This window comes from Streptomyces sp. NPDC001270, from assembly GCF_042896695.1.
Lineage (GTDB): Bacteria > Actinomycetota > Actinomycetes > Streptomycetales > Streptomycetaceae > Streptomyces.
Genome location: NZ_JBIAXM010000004.1, coordinates 123,472 through 136,170, shown reverse-complemented (window position 1 = coordinate 136,170; position 12,699 = coordinate 123,472). Strand labels below are relative to the sequence as shown.

General features: G+C 72.7%; 8 protein-coding genes. 5 read left to right on the top strand and 3 right to left on the bottom strand.

The window, feature by feature from the left end:
- Window positions 1-2 precede the first annotated feature (2 nt).
- On the top strand, window positions 3-2,165 hold the full coding sequence (locus ACFY2B_RS08865; RefSeq protein ID WP_390762454.1) for a ThuA domain-containing protein: 2,163 nt from the start codon (window positions 3-5) through the stop codon (window positions 2,163-2,165).
- A gap of 9 nt (window positions 2,166-2,174) precedes the next feature.
- Here ACFY2B_RS08865 and ACFY2B_RS08860 read toward each other — a convergent pair whose 3' ends face one another.
- Window positions 2,175-2,351, bottom strand: coding sequence for a hypothetical protein (locus ACFY2B_RS08860; RefSeq protein ID WP_390762453.1), 177 nt, complete (start codon window positions 2,349-2,351; stop codon window positions 2,175-2,177).
- 550 nt (window positions 2,352-2,901) lie between these two features.
- Between ACFY2B_RS08860 and ACFY2B_RS08855 the strand changes: the two genes are divergently transcribed.
- From ACFY2B_RS08855 to ACFY2B_RS08845, 3 genes are all read left to right on the top strand, one after another.
- Window positions 2,902-3,942, top strand: coding sequence for a hypothetical protein (locus ACFY2B_RS08855; RefSeq protein WP_390762452.1), 1,041 nt, complete (start codon window positions 2,902-2,904; stop codon window positions 3,940-3,942).
- A 400-nt stretch (window positions 3,943-4,342) separates the two neighbouring features.
- Window positions 4,343-4,585: a hypothetical protein gene (locus ACFY2B_RS08850; protein WP_390762451.1), complete on the top strand. Its 243-nt coding sequence runs from the start codon at window positions 4,343-4,345 to the stop codon at window positions 4,583-4,585.
- Between the two features lie 355 nt (window positions 4,586-4,940).
- A complete protein-coding gene (locus tag ACFY2B_RS08845) occupies window positions 4,941-7,085 on the top strand; it encodes an ATP-binding protein (protein WP_390762450.1) in 2,145 nt (714 codons plus the stop codon).
- On the opposite strand, the gene ACFY2B_RS08840 is transcribed toward ACFY2B_RS08845, so the two are convergent.
- Complete coding sequence (locus tag ACFY2B_RS08840; RefSeq protein WP_390762449.1) at window positions 6,995-7,525, bottom strand: transcriptional regulator; 531 nt, start codon at window positions 7,523-7,525, stop codon at window positions 6,995-6,997. The genes ACFY2B_RS08845 and ACFY2B_RS08840 overlap by 91 nt on opposite strands.
- The gene (locus ACFY2B_RS08835) at window positions 7,522-8,778 is read right to left on the bottom strand and encodes a hypothetical protein (protein ID WP_390762448.1); all 1,257 of its coding nucleotides are present in this window, start codon (window positions 8,776-8,778) and stop codon (window positions 7,522-7,524) included. Before ACFY2B_RS08835 ends, ACFY2B_RS08840 begins: the two co-directional genes overlap by 4 nt.
- 348 nt (window positions 8,779-9,126) lie before the next feature.
- Between ACFY2B_RS08835 and ACFY2B_RS08830 the strand changes: the two genes are divergently transcribed.
- A complete protein-coding gene (locus ACFY2B_RS08830) occupies window positions 9,127-12,315 on the top strand; it encodes a BTAD domain-containing putative transcriptional regulator (RefSeq protein WP_390762447.1) in 3,189 nt (1,062 codons plus the stop codon).
- Window positions 12,316-12,699 lie beyond the last annotated feature (384 nt).

Sequence of the window (12,699 nt, the reverse complement as noted above, 5' to 3'; positions counted from 1 at the left end):
ACATGAGAACCCTGCTCCGACGCCTGCGCCGTGCCCCGGCGGCCGTGGCCCTGGCGCTGACCTGCGCCCTGGCCGCACCGGCCGGGGCGGCCCAGGCCGCACCCGACCGGCAGGCCGCGTCCTTCGACGTCCTGGTCTTCTCCAAGACGGCGGGCTTCCGGCACGACGCCATTCCGGCGGGCATCAGCACCCTTCAGTCCCTCGGCCAGCAGAACGACTTCACCGTCACGGCCACCGAGGACGCGGGCGCCTTCACCTCGGCGAACCTGGCCGGGTACGAGGCGGTGGTGTTCCTCAGCACCACCGGCGACGTCCTCAACGACAGCCAGCAGACCGCGCTCCAGTCGTACGTGGACGGCGGCGGCGGATTCCTCGGTGTGCACGCCGCCGCCGACACCGAGTACGACTGGCCCTACTACGGGCAGCTCGTCGGCGCCTGGTTCAAGAGCCACCCGGCGATCCAGCAGGCGGTCGTCAAGACCGAGGACCGCACCCATCCGGCGACCGCGCACCTCGGCGCCACCTGGACGCGGACCGACGAGTGGTACAACTACCGCACCAACCCGCGCGCCAACGTCCACGTGGTGCAGAGCCTGGACGAATCCACCTACACCGGTGGGGAGATGAGCGGCGACCACCCCATCACCTGGTGCCACGCCCAGGGCAGCGGGCGGTCCTTCTACACCGGGCTCGGCCACACCATCGAGTCCTACAGCGATCCCGCCTTCCGCTCCCTGCTGCTCGGCGCCGTGCGTTACACGGCCGGGCAGGTGCCCGGCAACTGTGCCGCCCCGGCGGGCACCGGCCAGGTGGAGGCGGAGTCCTACAGCTCGGGTTCGGGCGTCCAGGCGGCCGGGCACACCGCGGCCAGCGGCGGCCAGACGCTCGGCTACATCGACAACGGCGACTGGGCCGGATACGCCTCCGTCGCCACCGCCGGGGCGCGCACCTTCACCGCGAAGGTGTCCTCGGCCGGCGCGGGCGGCACCATCGAGGTCCGCTCCGGCTCGGCCACCGGCACCCTGCTCGGCTCCGTGCAGGTCCCGGTCACCGGCGGCTGGGAGACGTTCACCACGGTGAGCACCACGCTGAGCGGGACCGGCACCGGACCGCTCTTCCTGCGCTTCACCGGCGGCAGCGGCTCCCTCTTCGACATCGACACCTTCACGCTCGGCACCACCCCGACCGCGGGCGCCCTGTCGCAGGACGTCCACCTCTTCTACTACCCCTGGTACGGCAGCCCCGCGGTCAACGGCAGCTGGCGCCACTGGCAGCAGGGCAACCGCACCCCGCCCGACGACATCGGCGCCAACCTCTACCCCTCGCTCGGCGCCTACGACTCCGGTGACTTCGCCGGAGCCGTGGCCCAGCACATGAAGTGGGTCAAGCAGTCCGGCGCCGGCGTCCTCGTCTACAGCTGGTGGGGACAGGGCAGTTACGAGGACCGGCTGGCCCGGGGCGTCCTGGACGCCGCGCAGAAGCAGGGCATCAAGGTCGCCTGGCACCTGGAGCCGTACTCCGGCCGCACCGGCGCCTCGACCGTCGCCGACATCCAGTACATCAACAACACCTACGGCAGCCACCCGGCGTACTACCGGTCGGCCGATCACGGCAACAAGGCGGCGTTCTACGTCTTCCAGAGCCTGAACATCACCGACTGGACGGCGCTCGACCAGGTCACGGGCAGCAACATCGTCCTCGCCCAGACCACCGACACCACCAAGATCGCGCACTTCTCCGGCATGTACACCTACGACGGCATCGCCGGTGCCACCGCCCCCGGCTGGAAGCAGGCCGGTGACTACGCCAAGGCCCACAACCTGATCTGGTCGCCGTCCGTCGCCCCCGGCTACCTCGACGACCGGGCGGTGCCGGGCAACACGACACCCACCGTGGACCGGGCGAACGGAGCGGCCTACGACAAGCAGTGGTCCAACGCCCTCGATCCGGCGATCGGCGGCTCGCCGACGTGGGTGTCGGTCACGTCCTTCAACGAGTGGCACGAGGGCAGTTCGATCGAACCGGCCGACGCCACCCCGCCCGCGGGTCAGGGCTACCAGACGTACGACGGCGCCTACGGTCTGACCGGCCAGGCGTCCGAGACCGCCTACCTGGACCGCACCGCGTACTGGACGGGCCGCTTCCAGCAGCTCCCGCGCACCTGACACCCCCGGTCACATCAGGTCACACCCGCACCACCGCCCGCCCGGACACCGTCCGGGCGGGCGCTGCGCGCCCGTCCCGCCGAGCGCGGTCAGCGCGGGACCGGCGAGGGCCGCCGCGGCGGCGGCGCGCAGGACGCCGCGGCGCGCGGGCCCGGAAGCGGAGGCGCGGGGCGTCGGAGTATCCACAAGGCTCCTTCGGCGGAGAAAGGGTGCGGAACTTTTCGGACCGGAGCCGGCGACCCGGGGACGGACGTCAGGTCTACTCGGGTGCCGCGAAAGGGGTCAAGCAGGCGGCCGGATTCCGGGGAAAGCCACAGGAAACGGCCTGTTCCCGCGCGGGCCGGGGGCGCGTGGCGGCGGTCGCCGCGGCGGCTTCGACCCGGCCGTGGAAAGGGACTTCACCCGGGTGGCTTCGTCCACGACACCCCGCGGCGGGCGAACACACCGGCACCGCGCCCGGATCGGCCGGCTCCGGCACGCCCGCCCCTGTCGAGACTCCGACGAGGGCCGTGGTACCGCCGGATGCGCGGCGGCGCGGCGCCCAAGCGCTCCGCGGGGAGCGCTGCCGCCGGCCGTCCGCGGCGCCGTCGTGGCCGGTCGCGCGGTTCCCCGCGCGCCTTTCGGTGCACCGCGGAACCGGCCCCGTCGCCATGGGGCGAAGGCCCGCCGTCCCATGGCCCCCGCGCGGCCCCAGGGCCTCTACCGCGCTCCCCGCACCGCCACTACTGTGATCACCATGTCACCGGGGGAGATCAGCAACGCACTGGACGCCCTGCCGCCCTTGGACTCGGCCGAGCACCACGGCGCCGCCATGACGGTGTGCACCGGACTCACCGACGCCGACCTGGGCCCGCTGGAGGGACTGATACGCGACAACGCCGATCCGTTGCGCGCCTTCAACGCCTTCTACGTCCTGCTCGCCCGCCACCGGCGGGCGCTGGACGGCACCCGCTTCCGCAGCGTGTACCTCCGCCACGCCTCGCGGTTCGCCTCCGTACCGATGCGCGCGGTGCTCGAATCGGACCTGGCGCTGCTGGACCCGATGGGCCCGAACCTGCCGGCGGCCCTGCGCCACGCGGCGTCCGCGCTGGCGGCCTACCCCGACAACCTGGCCCTCGTCGCCCACCATTCACGGGTACTCGCGGAGTACGGATGGGGTGGCGCCGAGGTGGCCGAGGAGGATCTGCGGGCCTCCCTGACCCAGATGGAGCGGGCGGTGGAGATCAGCCCGGAGGTGCCGCGGTACCGGGCGGTGCGGGCTCAGCTCACCGCTCTCCTCGGTGACTTCGACACCGCGCTCATCTCCATCCAGCGGGCGATGGACCTGGAGGACTCCGCGCGGTCCGGGTACGCCGTACGGGTCGTCGAGTACCACCGGATCCGGGCCGACATCGTGCTGCGGCGGGAGAGCCAGGCCATCCGCAGCGGGCTGCGGGAGACCGCCGACCGCCTGGAGGCGTCGATGAAGGCCCGGGTGGATCAGGTCGTGCAGGAGACCCGGGCGCACGAGCAGGAAGAGATCACCCGGCTGAGGTCGGAGACCATGGGCAGCCTGGGCCTGCTCGCCGCGGTCATCGCCTTCATCGTCACCAGTACCCAGATCGCCCAGGACCTGCCGCTGAAGGAGGCACTGCGACTGCTGGCGGGACTGGCCGGGATGCTGACCCTGGTCTTCACCGCCTTCGGAGCGGTCTTCGGGATCGGCCGCACCTCGCGGCTGCTGCTGCCGGCGGTTCTCGGGGTGGCCCTGTTCGTGCTGGCCTGGATCCCCGTCTGAGGGCGTCCGGTCATGGCGCCGCCGCCGGGCCCTGCCGGGGACGGAGCGGGCGGCCGTGCGGGACAGGGTGGGGCGGGCGGCCGTGCGGGGAGCCGTCCGGAACGAAACCGTTGCCCGGTCAACCGACATGGGTACCGGCCGTGCCGTTTCCACGGCCCTTTCCCCTGCCGCCCACGGTTCTTTCCGTGTCGGCACCCGCGCCCACGTCGTATTAAACGCGCACCGCGCGAAAACCACGGAAGTAGCCGAACCAGCGGGAATTGACGGAATTCCCGGTGCCGTGGGGCGGAAATCCGGGGGCCGCAATCGTCAGGCCGGTGATCGAGATGCAGTCTCCAGGCAGCGGTGTCAAGAATCGATCAGTGAGGCAGTGACGCCGACAACAGAAAGGCTGCCGATCATGCGAAACAGGATCACACGTGCTCTGGCCGCCAGTGTCGCCGCGGGCATGCTCGTCAGCGGCGCGGCCGTGGCCACTACGGGTACCGCCTTCGCAGCGCCGGCGAACACCTCGAACGTCAAGGTGGCCGACGGTGACAACGCGCCCGCCCCCGAGACCACCAAGACCCCGAAGCACAAGAAGTGCAAGGCGGGCTACCACTACACCAAGGTCCACGGCAAGTGGGGCTGCCACAAGAAGTAGCGTCCGGGCCGGGCGCCGGGACATCCGGCCCGCGTTTTTGGGCCGAATCCCGCGGCACGAACCGCGTGCATTCCCCGGCGCCCGCACGCCCGCCGAACCGGGTTGACAGCCGACCGGTATCCGAGCGACGGCCAACGCGGATCCGACCGGGTGCCCCCCGTCCCGCCGGCCTTGTCGTTCCCGACGGCCCGGGATCTCCGCCGCGGGCCAGGTGCGGGAACCCGGCTCCGGCCGAATCCGCCGGTGCACGGCCGGCCAACACTCCGCGCTGTTGCTCCGCCCAGGGATATCGACTACCTGTACGGAAAGGCTCCATCCGAGGAATCGGCAGCGACGCGCGGCTTAGGGGGCGGCAGTGCGGGGCCATGAGCGCACGGCACACAACGAGTTGAGCGGCACCGTGCACGGCGCCGCGGTGCAGGCGGGGACGGTGTACGGCGGTATTCACGTCGTGGCCGAAGCGGGCGGCACCGCCGGACAGACGCCCTGGCAGCTCCCGCCGTCCGTGCACATAGTGGACCGGGCCGACGAGTTGGCGGCGCTGGAGCGGCACCGGGCCCGTGCGGTGCGGGAGGAGCGGCCCGCGCTGACCGCGGTGAGCGGTCTGGGCGGGGTCGGGAAGACCGCGCTCGCGCTGAGATGGCTGCACACCCTGCGCCCGCACTGTCCGGGCGGCCAGCTCTACGCCGACCTGGGCGCCCAGTCGCCCGGCGGACCGGCGCTCCCGGAGGAGGTGCTGGGCCGCTTCCTGCGGGCCCTCGGGGTGGCGGCCCAGCAGGTTCCGGCGGCCCTCGCCGAACGGACCGCGCTGTACCGGTCGTTGACCGCCGGCCGGCGCCTCGCGGTGCTGCTCGACGACGCGGCGACCGCCGCCCAGGTGCGTCCGCTGCTGCCCGGCGGCACCAGTGTGACGGCGGTGACCAGCCGCAACCGGATGCCGGGGCTGACCGTCGACGGCTGTTTCCCCCTCCACCTGGAGTCGCTCGCCCCCGAGGCCGCGGTGGAACTGCTCGCGGACACCCTCGCGGACGGCCGGGTGGCCGAGCAGCCCGAAGCCGCCCGTACCTTGGTCGAGTTGTGCGCCGGGCTGCCGCTGGCCGTCCGGGTCGCCGGTGCCCGGCTGGCGGCGCGGCCCGAACGGCACATCACCACGATGGTCAGTGCCCTCGCCGAGGAGCGGGACCGGTTGGAGGCCCTGGCCATCGACGGCGACCACGATGTGCGGGCGGCGCTGGACCTGTCGTACCGGGCCCTGTCACCGGCGGCGGCGCGGCTGTACCGGCGGTTGGGGCTGCACCCGGCGGCGGAGTTCGGCGGCGCGGTGGCGGCGGCGGTGCTGGCCGCTACGGCGGAGCCGGTGCACCTGCTGGAGACGCTGCATGACGCGAGCCTGCTGTTCGACGCGGGCGAGGGACGCCACCGCTTCCACGACCTGGTCCGCCTGCATGCCGCGGCGAAGGCGCGGCAGGACGAATCGTCCGAGGAGCGCGCCCAGGCCGTACGCCGTATCGCCGACCACTATCTGGCGAGCGCGACCCGCGCCGAGGAGATCATCGATCCCGCACACCGCACGATGGCCCGTGACTACGGGCCGGGGCCGGTGGTCTGCGCGGACGTCGGCCCCGACGCCGAGACCGCCCTGGACTGGCTGGAGCGCGAGCTGCCCCGGCTGATGGCGGTGATCCGGCTGTCCCGTTCCGCGGGCTTCCCGTCCGTCGGCTGGCAGCTCGCCGACGCCCTGTGGCCCCTCTTCCTGCGGCGCAAGTTCTACGACGACTGGCGGGCGGCGCACGACGAGGGACTGGCCGCGGCGGGGGAGCTGGGGGACGTCGCGGCTCAGTGCCGGATGCTCACCTCGGGCGGCGTGGGACAGCTGGGGTGCGGGAACCACGACCGCGCCCTGGCCATGTTCGAGCGCGCCGGTCACCTCTTCCTGCGGCACGGCGACCGGCTCGGCCAGGCCCGCACCCTCAACTACCGAGGGCTCGCGCTCCAGCGGTCGGGCCGTTCCCAGGAGGCCGCCGAACTGTTCCGGCGGGCCACCGTGGAGTTACCGGCCTGCGGGGACGAGCGGGCCGGGGCACTGGCCCGGCTGAACCTCGCCGACATCGCCCGGACCACCGGCCGGCACGAGGAGGCGCTGCGCGAGGCCGGTGCCGCACGCACCGCGCTGCTGGCGGCGGGCGATGTCTACAACGCCGCCCGCGCGGGCATCCTCGTCGGCCACGCCCAGCTCGCCGTCAACCGGCTCGACGAGGCGGACGAGTCGTTGTCCGCGGCCCTGACGACCCTGCGCGGCATGACCGCGAACTACGAGACGGCCCGCGCCCTCGCGGGCCTGGCCGAGGTCGCCGGGCGGCGCGGGGACACCCGCGCCGCCCGGGACCGCTACCACGAGGCGCTGGATCTCTACGCCTCCGTGGGCCGTTCGCGGTCCGCCGACGCGGAGTCGGCCCGGGACCGGCTGGGGCGGCTCGCGGGCGACGGGACGGTCACCTGAGCGCCGAGCAGCCGCACGGGCGCCGCCGCGAACTCGGCGGCGGGCAGCCCGGCCACCAGCCAGGTATGGGCCAGCGAGGCCAGCGTCCCCCACGCCTCGTCCCGCCCGGTGGGCCCCGCGGCTTCCAGTTCGAGCACGGTGCCGTCCCGGCCGAGCCGCAACCAGCAGCGGGGCCCGTGGTGCACGGCGACCACCAGGGCGCCCGGATGCGTCGCCGCCGTCTCGGCGGCCGTCCGCGCCCCCGTGCCATGCGCGAGCAGTACGTCGCCGAGCTGAGGCCAACGGTGTCCCGCGGGAAGCCGGACCCGCACGTGCTCGTCCACGGTCAGCGTCCCGCGGGCCGGATGCAGCAGCAGGGTACGGACCCGGTGCACCGGACCGGGTGCCCGCGTGCCCGGTACCGCCGTCGTCCGGGCCGCCAGGGCGAGGAGCGTCCTCATGGTGCCGTCACCCGGCCCGGCTCGTCGTAGCGCACCGTCAGCGGCAGGGCCGCCGTTTCCGTGGCCGGCCGTACGGTGGGGGCCCGCAGGCGCAGCTTGCGGTAGAGCAGCGCGCGCATCCTGCGGGCGAAGCGGCCCGGCTCCGAGGAGATGCGGGCCGCGACCCGCTCGTACCGGTCCGCGCGACCGGCCACGGAACTCCGCCTGAGCTGCGGGCGCAGCGGGCGGTCCAGGCGCAGTCGCGGCGCGAACGACATGAGTTCGGCCAGCGGCGAGCCCGGATCGACGTCGGCGTCGGGCCGTCCCGCCATGAAGACCGGTACGCCGGTCATCGCGCCGTACAGCGACACCGAACCGTGGTCGCCCACGACGTAGTCGGCGGCGACCACCGCCCCGGTCCAGTCCCCGTGCGGGCTGACCAGCGTGAGCCCGGAGCGCGCCAGGCCGGCGAGCCAGGCCCGGACCTGCCAGTCACCGTGTGCGTTCCACACGTGGGGGTGCAGGAGCGCGGCGATGCGGAACTCGTCCCGGGGCAGTTCGCCGACCAGCCGCTCCAGGACCTCGAAGCCCTGTCCCAGGAGCGAGTCGGGCCCCCAGGTGGAGCAGACGAGGACCAGTCGCCGGCCGGCCCCGGCGCCCAGGGCGTCCCGGTACAGGGCCCGGGAGGGCAGGCTGGCGGCTATCCGGTCGAAGCACGGGTCGCCGACCACTTCCGCCACCGGCAGGGCCTCGGGGCACTCGCGGCCCAGCCGGGTCAGCTCCTCGTGGTGGGCCAGCACGATCGCCTCAGGCACGATCGCGCCGTCCCGGACCAGCCGTTGCCTGCTGAGGCCGTACACACCGCGCTCGCCCGCCGGACGGCCGTTCCGTCCGGCGGGGGTGATCTTGTTGTGGCCGGCGCCGTGCGGAAGCACGACGACCGGCGCCTGAAGTTCGTGCAGGCTGCCGTGGCTGGCAGCCAGCGCGAGGTCGAAGGAGGTGTGCACCGCCTGGTTCCACGGCAGTACGAGACCCCCCAGCCCGGCCAGGAACTCGGCCACTCCGTTGCTGAACACGTCGGGTGCCTGGGTGAAGATGATCTGCACCCGGATGTCGCCTTCGAGTACGCGTATCGCGTCGAGCAGCCGTTGCCCCGCTATCACTGTGTGCACCACGACCAGGACGCGCCTGCGCGTCCGCCGGGTGACCCAGCGCTCGACGTCCAGCCGTACGGGCACGTGCCGCCAGTACGGCTCGGGCACTGTCACACTCATAGTCGGTTTTCCCCCGGTCTCCTGCATGCCTTCTGGTGACCGCGGCCATGCTCGGCCGCCCCGGGCCGTCCAAGCCCGCGTAGGCCGTCCGCAGTCCATGACGGGGGGATGCCCCGGGTTCTGGACGGCGGGCTTGCAGGAATCCTGCACTCCTGTGGAACGGCGGTGCCCGGTCTCCGAGCGGCCGGGCAGGGACCGCGCCGCACTCGTCCGGCTCCGTGCGCCCTTCGCGCTCCGATGCGCCCCTGTCTCCACCCCGGGCCCCCGCAGAACAGTGAACGGAGCGCTGCACAGATGTGCGGGCGCTGCCGTGGGCGGCAGGAAGAAGCACACCCGTCGGGGGTGATCGTGGAACTTCTTGCGCTGGGACCGCTTGAGCTGTGGCACGAAGGACAGCGGTACGCGCTCGGATCGCTGATGCAGCGCCGTGTGCTGGCCGTGCTGGTCCATGCCCGGGGCGAACCGGTGTCCGTGGACACGCTGATGGACCGCGTCTGGAACGGCGAGCCGCCACCGGCCGCCCTGGACACGCTCCAGAGCTATCTCTCCCGGCTCCGCAAGCGGATGCGCCAGGCGGTCGGCGAGGACCTGGCCCAGGTGGAGCGGCCCTCGTCCCGGCTGTACCGGTTGCGGGCCGACCCGCGCGCCATCGACCTGCTGAAGTTCCAGCAGTTGCGGACGGACGCGACGGCCTCGGCGGCGCGGGGCGACCGTACGGCGGCCATCGGGCTGCTGCGTGCCGCCGAGGCGCTGTGGCGCGGCGAGCCGCTGACCGAGTTCGCCGACAACCCGTGGGCGCTGTCGGCACGCGCCCGGCTGACCGAGGACCACCGCCGGGTCCGCGAGGAACGGATCGGCCTGGAGCTGGAGCTGGGGCGGCACGCCGACCTCATCGGCGAACTCCAGGAACTCGCCGCGCGGAATCCGTTCGCGCAGCGGGTGATCGGCATGTTGATGCTGGCCCTGTACCGCTCCGGGCGGCACGACGAGGCGCTGAAGGTCTACCGGGACACCCGCACGGAGCTGCACGAGGTCCAGGGGATCGAGCCGGGGGCGGAACTCCAGGACCTCCATCTCCGCATGCTCGAACAGGACGACACCCTCGCGCTCCCCTCCCCGGAGCCCGAGGCCACGGCCGCGAGCGGGTCCGGGACCGCGCCGGCCGTGCCGGACCCCCGCAACTTCCTGCCCAGGGACACCCAGGACTTCACCGGACGCGCCGGCGAACTGCGCATCCTGCTCTCCGCGTCCGCGCCGGAAGACGACTCGGCGGGCGCGCTGCCCGTCACCGTGCTGCACGGCATGCCCGGCATCGGGAAGAGCACGTTGGCCCTGCACGCCGCACACCTGCTGTCCGCCGCCTACCCGGACGGCCGGTTCTTCGTGGACCTGCGGGGCTTCAGCAGCCAGCAACCGCTCGGCCCGGCCGAGGCCCTGGCCATCCTGCTGCACTCGGCGGGCTGGTCCGGTGAGCTGCCGGGCACCCTGGACGAGCGGGCGGCCCGCTGGCGGGAGTGGACGGCCCGGCGCCGTGCGCTCGTGGTGCTCGACAACGCGCGGGACGCCGCCCAGGTCGACCCGCTGCTGCCCGGATCCCCCACGTGCCGGGTCATCGTGACCACCCGCAACCGGCTGGCCGGGCTGGGCAGCGCCACCCGGCTGCCCGTGGACGCCCTGTCCAGGTCGGAGGCGGCCGCGCTCTTCACCCGGATCGTCGGCACCGCCCGGTCGTCCGCGGAACCCGAGGCCCTGGCACGCATCGTGCAGGCGTGTGAATGCCACCCTTTCGCGGTGACGTTGCTGGCGAGCCGTTTCCGGCACCGGGACTCCTGGGCCCTCCAGGATCTCCTCGACCGGCTGACCCGGGCGACGGACCCGCTCAAGGAGTTCGACGCCGTGATCGCCGCGATCTTCCAGTTCTCGTACGCGGAACTCAGCGATCCGGCACAGCGGTTGTTCCGCCGTCTCGCCCTGCACTCCGGCCCCGACATCACGCTCCGGGCCGCGGCGGCGCTGGCAGGCCCGGAGTTCGAGAGCGAGGCGGGAGGGCTGGAGCGGCACGTCGAGGAACTGCTGGACTCCAGCCTCCTTGAGGAACCCGTGCACGGACGCTACCGGCTGCACGACCTGACCCGCGCCTTCGGCCTCCAGACGGCCGCCCGGACGGATCCGGCCGAGGCCCGGCACGCGGCGGTCGGCCGCCTCGTCGCCTACCACCTCACCACCGCGCACCGCGCCGACCGGCTGGCCCACCCGCACCGCCGGGCGATACCGCTCGGCCCGGAACGGGAGTCCCGCCACGCCCTGGAGTTCTCCGACCCGGACGAGGCCCCGGCCTGGCTCACCGTGGAGCACGCCAACCTCCTGGCGGTCGCGCGTACCGCCGCGGACCGGTACCCGGAGTACGCCGCCCTGTTCCCGAGCGTCCTGGCCCGCTCCCTCAGGCTGTGGGGCACGTGGGACGCCGCGGCCGATCTCTTCGCCGCGGCGATACCGGTCCTGCGCACCTCGGACGACCGCTCGGCACTCGCCCGCACCCTGACCGACCACGCGGATCTGCTGGCACAGCGCAACCATGACGAGGCGTTACGCCGCGCGGCCGAGGCCCGGTCGATCTACGAGGACCTGGGGGACGTCATCGGCCGCGCGGACGCACTCCTGCAGACGGGCCGCGCCCACCTCGCGGCCGGCCAGGGCGGCCCGGCCCTGCGGGTACTGGAACAGTCCCGGGCGCTCTACCGCAGCGCCGGCGACCGGGCCGGGGAGGCCGGCTGCCTGAACGTGGAAGGCGCGGCGCTGCATTACGCGGGTCAGTACGACGAAGCCCTGCACCGGGTGCAGCTCATGCAGGACATCTACGAAACGCTGCCCGACCCCTATGGATTTGCCCAGGCACTGAACAACCGCGGCGAACTGCACGCGTTACAGGGACGCTTCGACGAGGCCCGCGACTGTTACGAAAGATCCCTTATTATCATGAAAGAGCACGGCGGGCGACAGGAGTTGGGAATTCTCCTGACCAACCTGGGCGCGGTCCATCAGGCGACGGGGCAGACGGACCGCGCGCTGGCCTGTTACCGCAGGGCCTTGGCCGCCCACCGGACCGGAGGCGACGTCCTGGGCGAGGCCGACGTCCTGATCAGCATGGGGCGGGCACACGCCGCGGCCGGCCGCCGGGGCGAGGCACTGCTGCACCTCACCATGGCGGAGCAGGTGGCGGTCAGTATCGACAACCCCTACGAGAGGTTGCGGGCGTTGATCGGTACGGCGGACGTCCAACGCGAGTCGGGTCGGCTCGACATCGCCTTCAAGACGTATGACCGGGCCCTCGACGTGGCCCGGAGCATCGACTTCCCCCTGGGTACGGCCCAGGCCCTCGCGGGACTCGCACGGACCGCCCTCCTGCTCCCCCGCGGCACGGAACGGGCCCGGCGGTATGCGGAACAGGCTGCCGCCACATATCAACGCCTCGGCGCAGACGCCGAGGCGGAGAGGCTACTGGCACTGCTGGCGGGACGCGAGTCGACCGGCTCCTGAGAACCCCTCAGGAGACGACACTCTGCGCAAACCACATCCAACGATCGGCCACCACAAGTGCGAGGGTAGCGAGGAGGCCGAGAGCGGAGACAAACTTCCTCAAGGTTGTCAACTTTCTTCTACCTGATACGAAGCTTCGACACATGAGCAATCGCCCCGGCCGACAAGAAGGCACACGAGGCGCAAAGGACAGTGCGCACGTGCGAACATCGAACGGAGGATCTCCGTCGATCTACATACTACTGGATCACGGACCCGCCAATGTCACCCGGACGGCTTACTCGTATCGGTGGTGAGAGCTCCAACTAGTCGTAGTCAAGGGCCTCTTCGGGATGTGTCCGCCACTCTGCGAGCGACCACGGCAACCGCCCCCGCACCCGCGCC

Bases quoted from the DNA above. Each gene is read 5' to 3' on its own strand.
- ACFY2B_RS08855 (WP_390762452.1), top strand. From the start codon at position 2,902: ATGTCACCGGGGGAGATCAGCAACGCACTGGACGCCCTGCCGCCCTTG.
- ACFY2B_RS08865 (WP_390762454.1), top strand. From the start codon at position 3: ATGAGAACCCTGCTCCGACGCCTGCGCCGTGCCCCGGCGGCCGTGGCC.
- ACFY2B_RS08850 (WP_390762451.1), top strand. From the start codon at position 4,343: ATGCGAAACAGGATCACACGTGCTCTGGCCGCCAGTGTCGCCGCGGGC.
- ACFY2B_RS08840 (WP_390762449.1), bottom strand. From the start codon at position 7,525: ATGAGGACGCTCCTCGCCCTGGCGGCCCGGACGACGGCGGTACCGGGC.
- ACFY2B_RS08835 (WP_390762448.1), bottom strand. From the start codon at position 8,778: ATGAGTGTGACAGTGCCCGAGCCGTACTGGCGGCACGTGCCCGTACGG.